At 64.3% G+C, this 18,850-nt stretch carries 15 protein-coding genes; 12 read left to right on the forward strand and 3 right to left on the reverse strand.

Translation table 11 applies throughout. The features are described from left to right. Positions 1-9 precede the first annotated feature (9 nt). From SBA_RS00700 to SBA_RS00735, 8 genes are all read left to right on the forward strand, one after another. On the forward strand, positions 10-2,805 hold the full coding sequence (locus SBA_RS00700) for a TonB-dependent receptor (RefSeq protein WP_261935552.1): 2,796 nt from the start codon (positions 10-12) through the stop codon (positions 2,803-2,805). Positions 2,806-2,918: 113 nt separating this feature from the next. Then, positions 2,919-4,961, forward strand: coding sequence for an MGH1-like glycoside hydrolase domain-containing protein (locus SBA_RS00705; protein ID WP_261935553.1), 2,043 nt, complete (start codon positions 2,919-2,921; stop codon positions 4,959-4,961). Between the two features lie 89 nt (positions 4,962-5,050). Beyond that, entirely contained in the window at positions 5,051-5,722 is a 672-nt protein-coding gene (locus SBA_RS00710) for a TetR/AcrR family transcriptional regulator (RefSeq protein ID WP_224550173.1), read from the forward strand. A gap of 114 nt (positions 5,723-5,836) precedes the next feature. Further along, positions 5,837-7,012, forward strand: coding sequence for an amine dehydrogenase large subunit (locus SBA_RS00715; protein WP_261935554.1), 1,176 nt, complete (start codon positions 5,837-5,839; stop codon positions 7,010-7,012). Positions 7,013-7,014: 2 nt separating this feature from the next. Beyond that, the gene (locus SBA_RS00720) at positions 7,015-7,569 is read left to right on the forward strand and encodes a MauE/DoxX family redox-associated membrane protein (RefSeq protein WP_261935555.1); all 555 of its coding nucleotides are present in this window, start codon (positions 7,015-7,017) and stop codon (positions 7,567-7,569) included. A gap of 2 nt (positions 7,570-7,571) precedes the next feature. Next, complete coding sequence (locus SBA_RS00725; protein WP_224550170.1) at positions 7,572-8,174, forward strand: thioredoxin domain-containing protein; 603 nt, start codon at positions 7,572-7,574, stop codon at positions 8,172-8,174. 23 nt (positions 8,175-8,197) lie between these two features. Further along, positions 8,198-8,743 carry a methylamine dehydrogenase light chain gene (locus tag SBA_RS00730; protein WP_224550169.1) on the forward strand — a complete coding sequence of 182 codons (546 nt, stop codon included), beginning with the start codon at positions 8,198-8,200 and terminating at the stop codon, positions 8,741-8,743. A 108-nt stretch (positions 8,744-8,851) separates the two neighbouring features. Next, positions 8,852-9,352, forward strand: a complete 501-nt coding sequence (locus SBA_RS00735; RefSeq protein ID WP_224550168.1) for a cytochrome C — start codon at positions 8,852-8,854, stop codon at positions 9,350-9,352. A 3-nt stretch (positions 9,353-9,355) separates the two neighbouring features. Here the strand turns inward: SBA_RS00735 and SBA_RS00740 are convergent, their stop codons facing one another. The 3 genes from SBA_RS00740 to SBA_RS00750 form a co-directional block, all read right to left on the reverse strand. Then, complete coding sequence (locus SBA_RS00740; RefSeq protein WP_224550167.1) at positions 9,356-10,075, reverse strand: hypothetical protein; 720 nt, start codon at positions 10,073-10,075, stop codon at positions 9,356-9,358. A gap of 105 nt (positions 10,076-10,180) precedes the next feature. Continuing rightward, complete coding sequence (locus tag SBA_RS00745) at positions 10,181-10,483, reverse strand: hypothetical protein (protein WP_224550166.1); 303 nt, start codon at positions 10,481-10,483, stop codon at positions 10,181-10,183. 296 nt (positions 10,484-10,779) lie between these two features. Continuing rightward, positions 10,780-13,449 carry a TonB-dependent receptor gene (locus SBA_RS00750; RefSeq protein WP_261935556.1) on the reverse strand — a complete coding sequence of 890 codons (2,670 nt, stop codon included), beginning with the start codon at positions 13,447-13,449 and terminating at the stop codon, positions 10,780-10,782. Between the two features lie 399 nt (positions 13,450-13,848). On the opposite strand from SBA_RS00750, the gene SBA_RS00755 reads away from it, so the two are divergent. The 4 genes from SBA_RS00755 (at position 13,849) to SBA_RS00770 (ending at position 18,793) form a co-directional block, all read left to right on the forward strand. Further along, the gene (locus SBA_RS00755; RefSeq protein WP_261935557.1) at positions 13,849-15,663 is read left to right on the forward strand and encodes a tetratricopeptide repeat-containing sulfotransferase family protein; all 1,815 of its coding nucleotides are present in this window, start codon (positions 13,849-13,851) and stop codon (positions 15,661-15,663) included. A 141-nt stretch (positions 15,664-15,804) separates the two neighbouring features. After that, positions 15,805-16,587 (forward strand): LPS export ABC transporter ATP-binding protein, encoded by a 783-nt coding sequence (gene lptB, locus SBA_RS00760; protein ID WP_224550164.1) that lies wholly within the window; start codon positions 15,805-15,807, stop codon positions 16,585-16,587. 153 nt (positions 16,588-16,740) lie between these two features. Next, positions 16,741-18,264 carry an RNA polymerase factor sigma-54 gene (gene rpoN, locus SBA_RS00765; protein ID WP_261935558.1) on the forward strand — a complete coding sequence of 508 codons (1,524 nt, stop codon included), beginning with the start codon at positions 16,741-16,743 and terminating at the stop codon, positions 18,262-18,264. Between the two features lie 136 nt (positions 18,265-18,400). Further along, complete coding sequence (locus SBA_RS00770; RefSeq protein ID WP_261935559.1) at positions 18,401-18,793, forward strand: hypothetical protein; 393 nt, start codon at positions 18,401-18,403, stop codon at positions 18,791-18,793. Positions 18,794-18,850 lie beyond the last annotated feature (57 nt).

Genomic DNA, 18,850 nt, shown 5'->3' on the forward strand with positions numbered 1-18,850 from the left:
GATTGTCCAATGGCTTTCAAGCCGATCGCACTCGGTTCCGCGTCCATGTTCGCGCTGATGCTGGCGGGGGCCGCCCACGCCCAGACCGCCGTCGATGCCGCACCGCAGGACGAAGCCGCCGACATCGTCGTTACCGGCGTCCGCGCCTCGATCGTCGGCGCGCTCAACGTCCGCAAGCAATCGACCCAGATCGTCGATTCGATCGTGTCGGAAGACGTGGGCAAGCTGCCCGACAATAATGTCATCGAAGCGCTTCAGCGCGTCACCGGCATTCAGGTCACCAACCGCACCGGCGGCGAAGCCTCCGGCATCTCGATCCGCGGCCTGCCCGATGCACTCACCACGCTCAACGGCCGCAACATCTTTACTGCGGCTGGCCAGGGCTTTGCGCTACAGGATATTTCCGCGAACCTCGTCAATCGCGTCGACGTCTACAAGACGCGCTCGGCCGACCAGATCGAAACCGGGCTTGCCGGGCAGGTCGACGTCCAGACCCGCCGCCCGTTCGACTTCGACGGCTTCGCCATTTCCGGCCTCGCCCGCGGCATCTACAATGAACAGGCCGATACCTATAACCCCAACGTCGCGCTGCTGGTCAGCGACCGCTGGGAAACCGGCATCGGCGATATCGGCATCCTGGTGAACGGCAGCTACACCCGCACCAAATATCGCGACCAGACCGTCACGGCCGGCGCGCTCGTGCCCTTCGCCACCGAAACGCCCGCCGCCGGTTCCGGCCTGTCGCCGCTGGAGCGCATCTTCCCCGGCCCGGATAATGTGAACTGGCAGCCCGGCCTGGATCGCGGCCTGCCCACGGCAGCCGGTTCGACGCTGAACATCAACGGCGTCGATACGCCCTATTATCTGTCGCGCGATGCGGTGTTCAGCTCCGACCTCTATGGCAAGCGTGAGCGCCCGTCCTTCAACGTCGCGCTGCAATGGGCGCCCAACAGCAGCTCGGTCTACACGGCCGAAGTCTTCTACGCCGGCTTCCGCGGCGAAACCTTCAACAGCCTGCAGTTCAGCTTCGTCGACTGGTGGGGCAACCCCGGCACCGTCGAAACCTATGACGGCACCAACATCATCAAGTCGCGCACCGGCGTGGCGGACGTCTTCGGTTTCAACAGCGGCGACTTCAGCAAGTCGAAGACCGACAGCTATGTGTATGCCCTGAACGGCAAATGGGATCTGGGCGATCGCGGCAAGATCGTCGGCGACATCGCCTATCAGACCAGCACGGCGAAAAGCTCCTTCATCGCCATGCGCACCACGCGCGTCGCCGATTCGATCGACGTTGATTTCAACGCGGGTGGCGGCATCCCGTCCTACCATTTCAGCGACGACAGCCTGCTGAACGACACCAGCAAATGGAATGTCGCCGAACTGTACGACAACGCCAATCGCGACAAGGGCAGCGCCATCACCGGCACGCTCGACGGCTACTACACCTGGAACGAAGGCTTCATCCGTCAGGTCAAGGCCGGCATCCGCATCGACCAGCGCAAGGCGTCGAACGCCGTGCGCACACAGGACAAGGGCGGGCCGCTGATCGCAACCACGCTGGCCGGCCTGGGCGAAGACGCCAGTTTCACCAACAAGGACTTCTATCAGGGCCGCGCCGACGTGCCGTCAAGCTGGACGCTGGCCAATGGCTATTGGCTGCACGACAATGCCGACATGGTGCGGGGCCTCTACGGCCTGGCGACGTCGGACCAGCTATCGCTGCAGAAGACGTTCGACATCGACGAAAGCACGATCGCCATGTACCTGCAGGTCGATGGCGAGATTTCGATCTTCGGCCGCCCGCTCAAGCTGCAGGCCGGCGCCCGCTACGTCACGGTGGATACCGACTATAATTTCTTCGACCGCTACAACGACGGCGCCCGGACCAGCGTGTCGTCGGGGTCGGATCGCTGGCTGCCCAGCTTCACCGCCCGCTACGAGATTTTCGACAATCTGCGCCTGCGCTTCAACTATGGCGAAACGCTGCGTCGTCCCAATTTCGGCGACATCAACCCGAACTACAACCTGACCGGCGACCTCACCAATGTCGGCTATGGCAGCGGCAGCGCCGGCACAGCCAACCTGGCGCCCACCCATTCGAAGAATTTCGACGTGGCGCTGGAATGGTATTTCGACCGCAACAGCGCGATCACCGCGACCGCCTTCCGCCGCGAGATCAACGGCCTGGTCGTCCCGCTGACGGTGCAGGAATATATCCCGAACAATGGCATCGAAGCCGGCGCGACCGATTATTTCGCGATCACCCGTCCGGTCAACGCCTCGAACGGCGTGCTCAAGGGTCTGGAACTGGGCCTGACCTATTTCCCCGGCTACCTGCCCGGCCCGCTCAACGGCCTCGGCTTCGTCGGCAGCGTGACCATCCTCGATTCCAAGCAGAATATCCCGCTGTCCAACTCGGCCGGCGAGATTGTGGGGCAGGCGACCTCGTCCTTCTTCGGCGTGTCTGACCTCAGCTACAACGCCACGCTGGCCTATGATAACGGCCCGATCGGCGCGCGCCTGTCCTATATCTGGCGCAAGGAGTTCCTGGCGAACAACGAAGCCCGCCTGTTCGCCAACCCGATCGGCGTGTGGCGCAACCCGGAAAAGAGCCTGGATCTCCAGCTCACCTGGAACCTCAACGATCGTCTGGGCGTGACCTTCGACGCGGTGAACCTCACCAAGTCGAAGCAGCAAACCTATTATAAGTTCGAAGATGTCGGCGGCCCGGACCAGTTCAACCTGGGCACCACCCTGATCGCGCGCACCTTCGCGCTGGGCGTCCGTTACACCTTCAAGTGAGTGCCCATGGGGCGCGGCGTCTCCTCGCCGCGCCCCATAGATGGCGGCCGTATCGGGATACTCTCCAGTCCCGCTACGGCCGCCATATTCGTTTGTGACAGGAGGGATGACCCATGCGCGTGACGACCATGCTTCTGCTGGCGGGAGCCGCTCTGGCGAGCATGAGCGCCGCGCCTCCCCCGCCGCCCGCCGCGATGGACATAGCCGCCATCGCCGCCCAACGCTTCGGCAACGACGCGCCCTGGTATCGGGACCGCATCCCCTTCTTCGAATCCGCCGATCCGGCCATCGACGCCGTCTATTATTATCGCTGGGCGCTCTATCGCGCGCATCAGCGCGACCTGGGCGCAGAAGGCTATATCACCACCGAATTTGCCGACGATGTCGACTGGCAACGCCATCCCTATGCCAGCCTGAACGACGCCAGCGGCTTCCATATCGGCGAAGGGCGCTGGCTCAACGACCGGCGCTTCGCCGACGACTATATCAATTTCATGTATCGTAGCGGCGGCAACGATCGACACTTCACCGATCATATGGCGGACAGCGTCTGGGGCCGCTTCCTCGTCGACGGCGACCGCGCGGATGCGATCGAACATCTGCCCGTCATGAACCACATCTATCGCCTCTGGGACGACAAATACGACTTCGACAAGGGCCTCTATTTCGTCGAACCCCTGCTCGACGCCACCGAATATACCGTCTCCTCGATCGACGCATCGGGCGGCAAGGACGGCTTTAGGGGCGGCGACGCCTTCCGCCCTTCGGTCAACAGCTATATGTTCGCCAACGCCCGCGCCTTGTCGAACATGGCGGCGATGGCGGGCGACGCAGCCATGGCCGCCGACTATGCCGCCCGCGCCGACGCCCTGCGAAAGCGCGTCCTGGCCGACCTGTGGAGCGAAAAACTCGCCCATTTCATCGACCGCCACCAGTCGCGCAAGAACGATTTCGTCAGCTATTGGGAGCCGATCCGCAACCGCGAACTGGTCGGCTATCTCCCCTGGATGTTCGACCTTGTCCCCGACGACGCGAAATATGCCGCGGCCTGGGCGCATCTGCTCGACCCCGCTTCCCTCGCCGGCCGGGCCGGGATGCGCACGGTCGAGGCAAACTACGAATATTATATGCGGCAATATCGCTATCTGGGCGATGCGCCGGAATGCCAGTGGAACGGCCCGGTCTGGCCCTATCAGACCACGCAGGTGCTGCACGGCATGGCCAACCTGCTGGACCATGCCAGGGCGGCCGGCCCCGTCACCCGCAGCGCCTATATGCGCCTGTTGCGCCAATATGCCGCGCTTCACTATCAGGGCAGCAAACTGGACATCGAGGAGGATTATCACCCCGAAACCGGCAAGCCGATCGTCGGCCTCGACCGCAGCCACCATTATTTCCATTCGGGCTTCAACGACCTGATCCTGACCGGGCTGGTCGGCATCCGTCCCCGCGCCGACGACGTGCTGGAGGTGAACCCGCTGCTGCCCGATGCGGCCGACGCCCAGGCCCTTGCGTGGTTCCGGGTGCAGGACGTTCCCTATCATGGCCACAGGATCGCCGTGACATGGGACGCGGACGGCAGCCACTACAGGCGCGGCAAGGGCCTGTCGATCGAAGTGGACGGCAGGGAAGTCGCCCGCCGCGACACGCTGGGTCGGGTCGAAGTCCCGGTCGCGCGCGCCCCGACGCCTGCGATCACCCGCCCTGTCAACCGCGCGGTGCAACTGGTGCGCGGGCAATTCCCGATCGGCTCGGCCTCCAGCGCCATCGACCCTGAGAACATCCACGACGCGATCGACGGCCGGACATGGTTCTTCCCCGAACTGCCGAACGGCTGGTCGTCCGCCCCCTCTCCCGCTTCGTCCCCGGCCGATCAATGGTACGCCGTCGACCTGGGCAAGCCGGTCGCTCTCGCCCGCGCCGAACTGGCCTTCTTCGCCGATGGCAAGGGCTATGCCGTCCCGCAGGCCTACCGGCTTCAGGCCTGGGTCGATGGCGATTGGCGCGACATCGCGACGCCCCGGGGCAGCCCGATCGCCAACGGCGTCACCGACATACGCTGGCCGCGAGTGCGGACCAGCAAGGTCCGCCTGCGCTTCACGCAACCAAGGGGCAAGGCGACCCGTCTGGCCGAATTCAAACTGTTTGAAGAGTGAAAGACGAAGGACAGGCCGGAACCCTCCATTGCCGGCCCATCTTTTCTGGCCACCGCAGGAAAGGGATGATACAGCCCGAAATAAGTTAAATGACGCAGTTACGCCCCCCCTCCCGTCCCGGCATCTATGCTCGCGGCACCGAAACGGTCGACGCCATTCTCAAGGCGGCGATGGACGTGCTGATCGACGAGGGGGCGGATGCCTTCACCATCCGCCGCATCGCCGCGCGCTGCGACATGAAGGTGGGCAATGTCAGCTATCATTTTCCGCGCAAGGAAATGCTGATCCAGGTGCTCCTGGACGAACTGGTCGACAGCTATGGCAAGCTGCTCGACGAAGTCGTGCGCAAGCCCGGCCTGACCGCGGAAGAGCGGCTGAAACTGGTCATCATCCTGTGCCTCGACGATATCGGGTCGAAGCGGACTACCCACCTCTTCACCGAATTATGGGCGCTGGCCAATCACAACCCCTTCGTCGCCGACCGGGTCAAGGCCTTCTACGATCGGGTCCATGGCGTGATCGGCGACCATGTCGCGGCGATCAATCCTGCACTGTCGCCCGATGACGTCCGCACCGTCGCCCTGTTCATCAGCGCCACGATGGAAGGCGCCACGCCGTTCCTGGGCCATGGCAAGCCCTGGGCCGACAAGATGCCCGCCTTCACCGCGCTCGCCGTCCAGTCGCTGCTGACATTGGCCCGGACCGCGACCTCGGCGGATATCGCCGCCCTGGCTCCTGCCAGAGAGCCGGAACTGGCCTGACTTTTTCGCACCGCAACATTTATTTGTTGCTACGGCGTTTCGCCCCCTTGACCAAATCTGGACAGCTGTCAAACCTTGTTCCCGACGCAGCAGGGATCAGGGGGATCAGCCAGCATGTCGAAGACCAGTTTCAGGATATTCGCCGCCGCCCTCTGCGGATCGCTGCTCGCCAGCGCCGCCATGGCGCAGGCGGCGCCGGCCGACACCATGGCGTCGGTGGAGCCGGAAGAATCCGACACCATGACCATCGATCCGCCCAAGCCGACATGGTTTTTCGTGGACGGCGGGTGGGATATGCCGGGCACCAGCATCTTCGACGGCGAAAGCGGCAAGATGAAGGGCATGGTCGAAACCCGGCGACTGGCCGACATGGCGATCGATCCGGCCGGCAAATATTATTATGTCTCCGAAACCATCTGGTCGAAAAACGACCGTGGCACGCGGCAGGACATGGTCACCGTCTATGACAGCAAGACGCTCAACCTTGTCACCGAAATCCCGATGCCCGGCCGACTGCTGATCGGGTCGCGCAAGAATAATTTCATCATCAGCGACGATGGCAAGACCGGCTATGTCTATGATTTCAGTCCCACATCGGGCGTGAACATCGTCGATCTGGTCAAGCGCAAGCTGATCACCGCGATCGAACTGCCCGGCTGCGCCAGCCTGATGCCCAATCCGGGCGTCGGCTTCTCCGCGCTCTGCTCCGACGGATCGCTCGCCACCGTCGCGATCAGGGGGACGAAGGCCGACATCACCCATACGGCGCCCTTCTTCTCCGCCAGCGACGATCCGATCTTCGACAATTTCGCCTATGACCGGACCAGGAAGCAGACCACCTTCCTGACCTATACCGGCCAGATCTACACTGCGAAGATCAGTGCGACGCCGACCGTGTCCGCGCCTTTCTCTATCCAGGCGGCGGCCGGCATCCGCGTCGGCGACGCCAAGCCGCTCGACGTCAACTGGTATCCCGGCGGCCGCCAGCCGATGGCGCTCCACCGCGCGACCGGCATGATGTTCGTGCTGATGCACAAGGGCGAATATTGGTCGCACAAGGCATCGGGCGACGAAGTATGGCAGGTCGATATCGCCGCGCAGAAGGTGGTGAAGCGCTTCGTACTCAAGGAGCCGATGAACAATATCGAAGTGTCCCAGACCGACAAGCCCCTGCTCTACATGAACGGTGAAAAGGGCGAGGTGCAGGTGCTGGATGTCGCCACCGGCGAGGAAAAGCATAAGATCGAAAAGGCCGGCGGCGGTATCATCACCGTATTGGAGCCATCCTGACCATGGCGGCGCTGGGGGGACAGACGCTGGCCCTAGAAACACTGGCCCTGTTCGGCCTCGCTGCCTCGATCGCCATCGGCCTGCTGTTCCTGGCCGGCGGCGTGGATCAGTGGCGGCACCGTGCGCTGCTGCCCGGCGTGATCGCCAATTATCGCCTGCTGCCCCGGCGACTGATCATGCCCGTCGCACGCCTCTTGCCGGTGGTGGAGGTCGCGACCGGCGCGGCGCTGCTGATCGGCCTGCGCCCGTGGCCGGCATTACTCGGCATCGCCCTGCTGCTGCTGTTCGCTGGCGCGATGGCGATCAACATCGCGCGCGGGCGCGGCCATATCGATTGCGGCTGCGGCCATGGCGCGCTGCGCCACCCGATCGGCTGGCCGCTGGTGGCGCGTAACGGCGCGCTCGCTGCGCTGCTGGCGCTGCGCCTGCCTGTACCGCCCGTCTTCGGCGCGATCGACATCGCTACCGCGCTGGCATCCGGTGTCGCCATCACGCTTCTCTGCCTGCTCTTCCAGTCGCTGGCCGCGCTCGCCGCGTCGCCCGCCCATCGGAGATAACCATGCTGACTTCGCTGATCGTCTCCCAGATCCTGTCCTGGATCATCATCGTCGGCCTCGTCGTCGCGCTGCTGGCGCTGGCGCGGCAGGTGGGCGTGCTGCACATCCGCGTTGCCCCGGCCGGTGCGCTCGCCACCAGCGGCGGCCCGGCAGTGGGCGGCGCGATCGGCGCGATCCCCGCCACCACGCTCGACGGCCAGCCGGTCAGCGTCGGCGGCCACGCCCATGGCGTGAAGCTGCGCCTCCTGCTCTTCGTGTCGGCGCAATGTCCGCTGTGCAAGGCGGTGATCCCGATGGCGACCAGCTTCGCCCGCGCCGAACGCGTGGCGCTGACCTTCGTGGGCGACGACGATGTCGCAACCCAGCGCGCGATGATCGCGCAGCATGGGCTGGAGGGCCATGCCTTCCTCAATGGACCGGAAGTGGGCCAGGCCTTGTCGGTCGCCAAGCTGCCCTTCGCGGTGCTGCTGGACGAGGAAGGCGCGATCCTGTCCAAGGGGCTGGTGAACAGCCGCGAACATCTCGAAAGCCTGGTGGTCGCGCATGAAATGGGCATCGCCACGGTGCAGGATTATATCAGCGGGCTGAAGGCGCAGGCGGCCTGACGGCAGAAATGGGGGCACATTCCATGAAAAAATTCGACGCCGACAGCATGGGCGAAAAGCTGCTGCGCACATTCGCCGGGGCCAGTTCGCGCCGCTCGATGCTCTCGCGCCTGGGCGCCGCGCTGGTCGCCGCCCCGGCCTTCCCGCTGCTGCCGGTGAGCCGGGCCGAGGCGGCCAAGCCCGACCGGTCGCCCGACGGCAAGACCTTCTTCGCCCGCAGCGCGCAGACGAAGGACGACAGCAAATGCGACTATTGGCGCTATTGCGCGATCGACGGCGCGCTCTGCACCTGCTGCGGCGGCGGCATCCACAGCTGCCCGCCGGGCGCAGAGCCGTCGCCCGTCTCCTGGGTCGGCACCTGCATCAACCCGGACGACGGCAAGGCCTATCTCATCGCCTATCGCGACTGTTGCGGCAAGCCCGCCTGCGGCCAGTGCGGCTGCGACAATACCGATCGCGAAACCCAGCTCTACATGCCCCAGCTCAACAATGACGTGATCTGGTGCTTCGGCACCAGCAGCATGGACTATCATTGCTCCACCGCGGTGCTGGTGGGGGCCGCGAGCTAAAACATAATGCCCTTGTCAGACCGTCCCATGTTCCCGCGCAGGCGGGCGCCCAGTCCAGACGGTGGCACGGGGCGCTTGCCTGCGCGGGCGCACGGAACGGCGCGGCCGATGATCCTGTGCGTCCTGCTCCTGCTCGGCGCTACCGCGGGCCTGCGTGCGGCACTGCCGCCCATGGGCCTGCTGCCCGCGGCGATCACGGACCCGGCGACGGCCCGCGCCGACTATGTCGAACAATGCGCGGGCTGCCACGGCGTCGCAGGCAGCGCCGCGCCCGCACGCCTGCCCGAACTGCGCGGGCGGGTCGGCTGGTTCCTCTGCACGCCGGCGGCCCGCGCCTATCTGATCCGCCTGCCCAATGTCGCACATAGCCGGATCAAGGATAATCAGCAGCTCGCCGACATGATGAATTTCGTCGTCTTCGGGCTGGGCGGGGCCAGCGCGCCGCGCGGCACCGCGCCCTTCACCGCCGAGGAGGTCGCGCGCGAACGGCTGCACCCCCTGTCCACCACCGCGCTCAGGGCCGAACGCGCCCGCCATGTCGACGCAGCGATCCGCCAGTGCAGCGCGCCCGCCTCGCTGCGCCTGCTCTATCCGGGGCAGCAGGGTTAGGCTCTACTGGCCGGCCAGGCTCGCATCGGCGCTGCTTGCCGCGGCATTGAGGAAAGGCTGCACCCGCAACCGGGGAAACACCTCTTCCAGCGGCTTGCTGTCGGGCAGGATATAGACATAACCGCCCTTCTTGCGAAACCGCGGGCTGACATTCTGGTTGTAGAAGATCTTGGGCACGTTGATGCAGCCGAAGGTGATGCGATTATCGTCGATCCCCGGCGACAGCATCCGTTCCTTGCGCTTGTCCTTCGGATTGCCGGGCGGGATCGTGTGCAGCGCCACCGACGTCGCATAATCGACCCACAACACCCGCTGCTTGCCCGCAGCGACGCCGAATTTCGCCAGAAAACGCCCCGCCGGCGTGGTCTTTTCCGCCGGTCCGATCTCGGACAGGTTTTTGCTGCCGATGCCCGGCGTCGCATCGTCCCCCGGCGCGATGCCGATCAGCACCGGCGCATGGGCCAGCATCTTGCCCCTGGCGTCGAACAGATAGGCGGCGGCGGCCGGCTTATCGATGATGATATAGGGCAGCGCATGATTGTCCTTCGCCGTGGCGACCCAATCGGCGACGCGCGTGGCGCCATCCGACAACAGGACCGCTTCCTCTATCGCAGGCGCCGCTGCGGCCGCCTTGCCCGTCTCCGCCGCCCGCGCCGGTCCGGTGGCGGTCAGACCCAAGCCGGCGCCCAAGAAGGCGATCGCCGGCAGCATAGGAAACTTCATCTAATATTCTCGCAAAGAGGGGTCGGCAAAAAGGGCCGACGCCAAGGGAAGCGCCGGCCCGATAGCGATCAGGACGACACCGCCGTCCTGTATCATTGGCGCGGATCAGTTGCGCGCGCGCTTGCGCTGGGCTTCCTGCATCCGCTGCTCGACGCCATCGACGCGTCCGTTCAGCTGGTCGAGCCGCTGGCTGTTCTGCTGCGACTGACCCGATGCGGCGCGGGCTTCCGCCAAGGCCTGCTGCGCCGTGCCGTCGGTCGTCTGCAATTTCGCGTCGAGCGCGTCGACGCGCTGGTTCACGGTGGCGACCTGTTCGCGTACAAACCCTTTGGTGGCGCAGCCCGTCAGGCCCATCGAGCCCACCAAAACCGCGGTCAGGGCCCCTATTTTCGTCAAAGAGGGCGACATATTATTCTCCTGATAGTCAAAATGACTGCGTCGTTGGACGCTGGAGAAGGGCGTTCGGGCAATGCGATTCTGTCCGGTCGTGCATCCGCCCGGTTGAGTTGAAGGACTGGCGGAAAGCACGCTATTCCGCCAAAAAGGCGGATGAATTACGGATTAACCCGGCCCGGATTGCCGGTTTCCACTGGCCCGATGTCATAAACGCTCCGTCGATGACGTCCCGGCGGCCGCCACGCGCGAATCGCCGCCGAATCTGCTGATTCGACGGCGGTCCCCATTTCCTGGAAATATCGCCGCGATCAGAATTTCTGGCCGAAGCGGATGCCGAAAAACTGCGGCTTGATCGTGAAGGTACGCGACGATCCCGAACAGAAGTCGATCGAGCAGAAGGTGTTCCGGGTCAGTTGCCCCCGCTTGTCGAAGGCGTTCTGCAGAAACAGGGTCACGCTCCAATTATCCTTCCTGATCCCGCCGGAAAAATCGAAGCTGACGAAGCCCTTGGTGTTGCCCAGCAGCGCATTGCTGTCGACGTTCAGGTCCTGCGTCGCGCCGGTCTGGTAGAGCGCCGCGCCCTGAATATAGGCACTGTAATCGCCCATATAGGTGTCGTAGCGGATCGATGTATTGCCCTTGAACTTGGGCTGGCGCGGCAGGCGTGTGCCGTCGGCGGCGGCGACGGACGGGATCGGCGGATTTGCGCCAACATCGACACCCGGCGCGCAACTGCTAAGTTGCCCGATCGCGTCCCCGGCTGCATTCAACGCAAAGTTGCAGAAGTCCCCCTTCAACTTGCCGTCATTATACGCGCCGGAGGTGGAGAAGGTGAACTTGCCCAGTTTCAGGTCGGCATCATATTCGATGCCCTTGACCACCGCCTTGCCCGCATTGCCGGTCATCCCCGCACCCTGCGCGCCCGCGACCACGACACTATACTGGATATTGTTCCATTTCTCGTAATAGACAGCGGCGTTGAAGCGGAACATATTGTTCCATGTGGTCTTCACGCCCAGCTCGAAATTGGTCAGCTTTTCCGATTCGAACGGGGCGACGTCCACGATCTTGCCCAGGCTGCGGATGCGCAGCGGCCGGTTGTACCCACCGGGTCGGAAACCGGTCGAATAATTGAAATAGACCATCTTGTCGGGCTGAAACTGCCAGTCGACCGCGATCTTGTGGGTCTCGCCATCCTCCTTGTAACGGCCGGTGCCGTCGGCTGCATTGGTGTTTGTGTTGATACAGGTCAGGCGCTCGTCGTCGGGCAGGGGCGTCGTACAGCCCACGCCGGCCGCCGATCCGGCGACGCCGGCAAAGCCCTTCACCTTATAGTCGGTCCAGAAATAACGGATGCCGCCGGTCAGTTTCAGCGTGGGCGTGATGTTATAATGGCCTTCGGCGAAGATCGCCTTGTCATGATAGAGCTGGTTCTGCTCGACGAAGTAGAAGGCGTCGCCCTTCACCGCCTGCGTCCCGAGCAACATCGTGCCGAGCGGATTGCCGTTCGGATTGATGACGTCGGTCGTGTCGAAATAGGGATTGCCGTCCTCGTCATAGGCGATGCCGTACATCGCGGGCACACCGATCAATCCGCCCGCGACATCGCCGCCGCCGGTCGCGGTATAGCCGGTGATCGTATCCAGCCCGCGAATGGCGTAACTGGTGTTCAGCTCATTCTTCTGCCGCTGGTAGAAACCGCCGATCGTGACGTCGAACGGCCAGTCCTTGGGCGTGGAAATGCGCAGTTCCTGCGTGAACTTGTTGCGATGCGTATCGGCATGATAATATTGGGTCGGGTTGATCATCGCGCATTGCTGCGCCGCGCCCGTTCCGGTGCAATTGTCGAAAAACTGCAGATAGCTTTCATAGCCCGCGCCGAAGCCGTCATAGGTGACGGTATAATAGGTATAGTCATTCAGCGTGCGGGTACGGCGCTTGAAATAACCGGTCGCGGACACGACGTCCCAGTCCCCGATATGGCCATGGATCGACAGCGCCGCCTGATACCAGCGGTCGTCATTCCTGGTCTGGTCATAATCATGGACTTCCAGGTCGCCGACGCGCGGGTCATAGCCGAAATAGCCGTTCGACACCTGTTTCTGCGCGGTGATTTCCGGCGTGATGTCCCATCCATCGACCGGCTGCCACAGCAACTGGAAGCGGCCGCCAAATTCCTTGATCGTGTTATAATCATCCTTGGCGATCGCGGCGTTGCTCAGCGCGTAGGTGGTGTTGGGATTGTTGTCGCCCAGATTATAGACGGCCGGGCGGCCATCGTTGAACGTGCCGTTGTTGAACGTATTGTCGATATAGCCGCCGTCGCGGCGATAATAGCCCATGGCCCGGACCGCCATCGTATCGCTCAGCGGCACGTTGACATAGGATTCGAGCTGGCCGCCGAAATCGCCCTTGCCATATTTATTGGCTTCGACGTCGTAACCGAATTCGAACTTGTCCAGATTGGGCTTGTTGGTGATCAGGCGGATGGTGCCCGACAGCGATCCCGCGCCGTAGAGCGTACCCTGCGGCCCGGACAGCGCTTCGACGCGCTCCAGATCGTAGGCATGGATATCGGGGACTTCGGTACCGGTGATCGGAATGTCGTTGAGATAATAGCCGACCGAGGCGTAAGCGCCGCCCGCCGGCACGATGCCGCGGAAGAAGGCGGTGTTGCGGCCCGGCCCGATCCCTTCGAACGACACCGACGGCAGCAGCGTGGCGAAGTCGCTCAAGCCTTTGACCTGCCGCTCCGCCAGCGTCTCGGCGCCCAGCGCCTGCATGGAGATGGGCACCTTCTGGATCGACTGCGCGCTGCGCGTCGCGGTAACGACGATTTCGGTAAGGCCGCCACCGGCATCGTCGGCAGCGGCAATGGCGGCCGGATCGGGTGCGACCTGCTCCGCCGCTTCGGCGGCAAAGGCGACGGCTGGCCCGGCCAGGCCGGCCAATATGGTGGTCACTCCCAAAATCTTCATCAACTGCGACCGACGACGCGACGGGACTTTCATCTTGTTCTGACTCCCCCTTGGATAAACCGCGCCCTTCGCCTCACTCTCCCTGTCCCGCGGCTTGCCCGCATGTTTATGACGCACTGCACCCTGCCCTTGCGGGCATATTCTTCCGCCGGCCCTCGCAAAGGCACAGGCCTCCGCGGCCAGAAACCGGATGGTTTCCAGAGCCGTCGCGCGACCGCGCAACATCCATGATTCTATGACTACCCCTTGGACTTTCGCCATTCCATGACGATCGTCCAGCTTTGATAATGCGGCAACGAAAGCAGGAGTCAACAGCTTAGTTGCGCCGCCTCCCATAGATTGTTGCGCCGCCGCAAAATCGCGTTCATGCTGCAGCACCGAAAGGAAATAGGACAGACGATGCACCCTGTTTCGACCGCTGCCGGCACGATCGATCGCCCGCCCCCTTCGTCCTGGGCGTCGGCGCAGGCCGCGGCCGCGGCGGGCGATCACGCCCGCGCCATCGCCCTGCTGGAAAGCCTGCTGCGGCAACAGCCCGCTCTGGCCCCCGGCTGGTTCCTGCTCTCGACGCAGTTGCGCCAGATCGGGCGGGAACAGGACGCCTGGCGCGCCGACCTGTCGGGCGTCCACGCCTCGTCCCGCGACCGCATCCTGCTCGAAGCGGCCATGGCGATGAACGCGGGTGATCTCGACACCGCCGCCGCGCGCATCGCCGGACGCGACGATCCGCCCGCGGTGCGCATGGCCGGCGAAATCCAGTGGCGGCGCGGCGACATGAGCGCGGCGCTGGCACTGGTCGAACGCGCCGTCGCGCTTGCCCCCGGCTTCGACCTGGCGCGCGACTTCCTCATCCGCCTGCTGCTCCAGAACAACCGGCTGGCCGACGCGCTGGACCATGCCGACATCCTCGCCGCCTCGCCGATGAAGCATCCCGGCTACGACCTGATCCGCGCCTCCGTGCTGGTGCGGCTGGGCGATCAGGACGGCGCCCGCGCGATCTACGAACGGCTGCTCGCCCTCAAGCCCGACCAGCCACAGGTCTGGCAGAATCTGGGCCATGCGCTCAAGACGCTGGGGCGGCAGGAGGACGCCGTCCACGCCTATCGCCAGGCGGTGGCGCACCAGCCGACCATGGGCGAAGCCTGGTGGAGCCTCGCCAACCTCAAGACGGTGCAACTGGACGCGCCCGACATCGCGACGATGGAACGCGCGCTCGCCACCCTCGCCCCCGATCGGGCGACCCGGCAGGAGGACATCTTCCACCTCCATTTCTCGCTGGGCAAGGCGCTGGAGGATGCGGGCGAGGACGAAGCCGCCTTTGGCCATTACGACCGGGGCAACCGCCTCCGCCGCACGATGATCCGCCACGACGCCGCCGAATTTTCCGCCGAAGTCGCCGCGGCGCGCGATGCCTTCACCAGCGCCTTTTTCGCCGCCCAAGGCACTGGCGGATGCACGGCGTCGGACCCGATCTTCATCGTCGGCCTGCCGCGCGCGGGATCGACGCTGGTCGAACAGATTCTCTCCAGCCACAGCATGGTCGAAGGCACGATGGAGTTGCCGGAGATGATGATGATCGCCAGCCGCCTCCAATCGCGCGTGGACGAGGGCGAATTTCCCGATTTCGCCGCGATGATCGCCTCCCTCACTCCCGCCGACCGGCTTCGGCTGGGCGAGGAATATATCGACCGCACCCGCATCCACCGCCACACCGACCGGCCGCACTTCATCGACAAGATGCCCAACAACTGGCAGCATGTCGGCCTGATTCGGCTGATCCTGCCCAACGCCCACATCATCGACGCCCGCCGCCATCCCATGGCCTGCGGCTACTCGGCCTGGAAACAGCATTTCGCCCGCGGCCAGGCATTCAGCTACGACCTGACCGACATCGGCCTCTATTATCGCGACTATGTCGCCCTTATGACCGCCTTCGACGCCGCCGCGCCTGGCCGGGTCCATCCTGTCCTCTACGAACAGATGGTCGCCGACACGCCGGGCGAGGTCGCGCGCCTGCTCGCCCATCTCGACCTGCCGTTCGAACAGGCCTGTCTCGCCTTCTGGACCAACAAGCGCGCGGTGCGGACCGCCAGCAGCGAACAGGTGCGCCAGCCCATCTTCACCGACGGGGTCGACCATTGGCATCGCTTCGCCCGCTGGCTGGAACCGCTGGAACGGGCATTGGGGGCCGCCTTGCGCAACTGGGATCGCTGACGCCACCCGCCGCCCTATAGCCTCGCATCGGCACATTTTCCCCTTGCCCCGACGGCAATCCCATGCACAAAGCTTGCCAACCGCCCTATGCGTTCCGAAATTCAAGGGATGCTTGGTCAAAGGGCTGCAAGGACAAGACGCATGGACGACGTGATGACCCCGGAACGGACGGCGCAACGCCCGCAAATCCCGCAGGAAGTGAGCGACGGCCTGTCGGTCATCTCGATCGCCAAAAGCTATGACAAGCGCGTCGTCCTCTCCGACGTGTCGCTGACCGTGGGCAAGGGCGAAGTCGTCGGCCTGCTCGGCCCCAACGGCGCGGGCAAGACGACCTGCTTCTATTCGGTCATGGGCCTCGTCCGTCCCGATCATGGCCGCATCGTGCTGGACGGGCAGGACATCACCAACCTGCCCATGTATCGCCGCGCGATATTGGGCCTGGGCTATCTGCCGCAGGAAACGTCGATCTTCCGCGGCATGACGGTCGCGCAGAATATCAGCGCCGTGCTGGAACTGGCCGAGCCGGACAAGTCCGCCCGCGACGCCCGGCTGGAACAGTTGCTCGACGAATTCGGCCTCGCCCGGCTGCGCGATTCGGCGGCGATGGCGCTGTCGGGCGGCGAACGCCGTCGCTGCGAAATCGCCCGCGCGCTGGCCGCCAACCCGTCGATCGTACTGCTGGACGAGCCTTTCGCGGGCATCGATCCGCTGTCGATCGCCGACATTCGCGATCTGGTGAAGGATTTGAAGACGCGCGGCATCGGCGTCCTCATCACCGACCATAATGTGCGCGAGACGCTGGAAATCGTCGACCGCGCCTGCATCATCTATGACGGCCAGGTCCTGTTCGCGGGCAACCCCACCGAACTGGTCGCCAATGCCGACGTCCGCCGCCTCTATCTGGGCGAGAATTTCCAGCTTTGATATGATGCGGGGGCGCGCTCTTCTCATGCCGCACCGGCTCGCACCCCCACCCGGTTGCCCGACGTCAGTAGCCTGTGGGCGGCCGGGTGGGGGTGTGGGCCGGTGCGGCACCAGAACGCGCTCTTTCGCGCGTTCTGGCGAAGGAGCGCGATAATGGCGCTCGGGCCACGCCTGGACATTCGCCAGAGCCAGTCGCTCGTCATGACGCCCCAGCTCCAGCAGGCGATCAAGCTGCTGGCGCTGTCCAATCTGGAGATCGAGGCGTTCGTCGCAGGCGAGCTGGAAAAAAACCCGCTGCTCGAATCGGGCGGCGGCGAAGACGCGGCCACCGCCCCCGACGGCATCGACCGTAGCGTGGACGCCCCCACGCTTTCCGCCGAAACGGGCGCCACCGACGATCTGATCGCACAGGGGCTGGGCGGCGCCGACAGCCCGCTCGACGTCGATCATGGCGCAGACAGCTTCATCGACGACGGACCGGGAGACCGCATGGCCGACGCGCATGGCGCCAGCGGCGGCGGCATGGACGCGCTGTCGGGCGGCTATAGCGAAGATGCACCCGACTTCGACAGTTTCGCCGCGCCCGACATCGGCCTGCAGGAACATCTGATGGGGCAGGCCCGCGCCGCCTTGTCAGGCATGGACCTGTTCATCGCCACCCAGTTGATCGGCCAGATCAGCGAGGCCGGCTATCTGGAGGCCAACCTCCTGCAAACCGCCCACGGGCTGGGCGTTCCGCTCTTCGACGTCGAACGCGTGCTGGGCGTCATCCACAGATTCGATCCCACCGGCGTCGGCGCCCGCTCCCTGTCCGAATGCCTCGCGCTACAGGCGAAGGAAGCCGACCGCTACGATCCCTGCATGGCCCGCCTGCTCGCCAATCTCGACTTGCTCGCCAAGGGCGCGCTGCCCCAGTTGCGCCGCATCTGCGGCGTGGACGAAGAGGATATGGCCGACATGATCGCGGAGTTGCGCGGTTACGATCCCAAGCCCGGCCTGCGCTTCGCCGATGATCGCGCCGCCCCGGTCACGCCCGACCTGTTCGTGCGCCCGGCCAAGGACGGCTGGGCCATCGAGATCAACAGCGCCACCCTGCCCCGCCTGCTCGTCAACCGCAGCTATTATGTCGAACTGGCCACCGGCCCGCAGGACAAGAGCGCCAAGGCCTGGCTGGCCGACTGCCTCGCCAGCGCCAACTGGCTGGTCAAGGCGCTGGACCAGCGGCAGAAGACGATCATCAAGGTGGCGAGCGAGATCGTGCGCAGCCAGGAGGCATTTTTCCAGCAGGGCGTCGCGCACCTCAAGCCCCTGACGCTGCGCGCGGTGGCCGACACGATCGGCATGCACGAAAGCACCGTCAGCCGCGTGACCTCCAACAAATATCTGTCCTGCCCGCGCGGCCTCTACGAACTGAAATATTTCTTCACCAGCGGCGTGTCGTCATCGGGCGGCGATGGCGGTTCCGTCTCCGCCGAAGCGGTCAAGAGCCACATCAAGGCGTTGATCGGCGCCGAAGACCCGCAGGCGATCCTGTCCGACGACACGCTGGTCGACCTGCTCCGCGCCAAGGGCATGGACATAGCCCGCCGCACCGTGGCCAAATATCGCGAGGCGCTGGGGATCGGCTCGTCGGTGCAGAGGCGGCGACAGAAGGCGCTGAAGGGGAAGGCGGCATAGGGCGCGTTTGCGCGGAGCCGTTGGCTGCGAGTTAATCGACGACGGTTGGCGGCCGATTTGGGTGGTTTGCGGAATGGCAGTTTCTGAGCGAAAATGCAGATTTGCTGACGTTCAATACCCGAGCTACGATGACGTGATGCGCGAACCAGACATACGAACTGACGGATGGTGTCTTGAGAATGGAGAGGCCTACCATAGAGCAGCGCCAGAAACCTTTTGCATACCCGAGCGATTAAGCCGCGAAGCCCTTCAACCCGGCGACTTGGTAAAGCTCATATTTCGGATCAGCATCGACGATCCAGATGAGCCGGAAGCGGTAGAGCGAATGTGGGTTCTCGTTAGAGAGCGGATAAAAGGCGGAGGATATCTCGGCATCCTCGATAACGATCCTTATGCAGTCGCTGAGAACGACGAGTTTTGGAGTGGGATCGAATTACCGTTTTGGCCGCATCACATAATCGACATCCAGCAGCGTGACGAAAACACTCTTTCGCTTGCTTGCGAAGAGCCGAAGAGGCGTTGGCTCTAAGGGCTGTGGGGATTTAGGATTCCCCTTTTGCTGGAGTTGTGATTCACACTCTGGATG

Source organism: Sphingomonas bisphenolicum (genome assembly GCF_024349785.1).
GTDB classification, from domain to species: domain Bacteria; phylum Pseudomonadota; class Alphaproteobacteria; order Sphingomonadales; family Sphingomonadaceae; genus Sphingobium; species Sphingobium bisphenolicum.

Bases quoted from the DNA above. Each gene is read 5' to 3' on its own strand.
- SBA_RS00700 (WP_261935552.1), top strand. From the start codon at position 10: ATGGCTTTCAAGCCGATCGCACTCGGTTCCGCGTCCATGTTCGCGCTG.
- SBA_RS00705 (WP_261935553.1), top strand. From the start codon at position 2,919: ATGCGCGTGACGACCATGCTTCTGCTGGCGGGAGCCGCTCTGGCGAGC.
- SBA_RS00710 (WP_224550173.1), top strand. From the start codon at position 5,051: ATGACGCAGTTACGCCCCCCCTCCCGTCCCGGCATCTATGCTCGCGGC.
- SBA_RS00715 (WP_261935554.1), top strand. From the start codon at position 5,837: ATGTCGAAGACCAGTTTCAGGATATTCGCCGCCGCCCTCTGCGGATCG.
- SBA_RS00720 (WP_261935555.1), top strand. From the start codon at position 7,015: ATGGCGGCGCTGGGGGGACAGACGCTGGCCCTAGAAACACTGGCCCTG.
- SBA_RS00725 (WP_224550170.1), top strand. From the start codon at position 7,572: ATGCTGACTTCGCTGATCGTCTCCCAGATCCTGTCCTGGATCATCATC.
- SBA_RS00730 (WP_224550169.1), top strand. From the start codon at position 8,198: ATGAAAAAATTCGACGCCGACAGCATGGGCGAAAAGCTGCTGCGCACA.
- SBA_RS00735 (WP_224550168.1), top strand. From the start codon at position 8,852: ATGATCCTGTGCGTCCTGCTCCTGCTCGGCGCTACCGCGGGCCTGCGT.
- SBA_RS00740 (WP_224550167.1), bottom strand. From the start codon at position 10,075: ATGAAGTTTCCTATGCTGCCGGCGATCGCCTTCTTGGGCGCCGGCTTG.
- SBA_RS00745 (WP_224550166.1), bottom strand. From the start codon at position 10,483: ATGTCGCCCTCTTTGACGAAAATAGGGGCCCTGACCGCGGTTTTGGTG.
- SBA_RS00750 (WP_261935556.1), bottom strand. From the start codon at position 13,449: ATGAAGATTTTGGGAGTGACCACCATATTGGCCGGCCTGGCCGGGCCA.
- SBA_RS00755 (WP_261935557.1), top strand. From the start codon at position 13,849: ATGCACCCTGTTTCGACCGCTGCCGGCACGATCGATCGCCCGCCCCCT.
- lptB (WP_224550164.1), top strand. From the start codon at position 15,805: ATGGACGACGTGATGACCCCGGAACGGACGGCGCAACGCCCGCAAATC.
- rpoN (WP_261935558.1), top strand. From the start codon at position 16,741: ATGGCGCTCGGGCCACGCCTGGACATTCGCCAGAGCCAGTCGCTCGTC.
- SBA_RS00770 (WP_261935559.1), top strand. From the start codon at position 18,401: ATGCGCGAACCAGACATACGAACTGACGGATGGTGTCTTGAGAATGGA.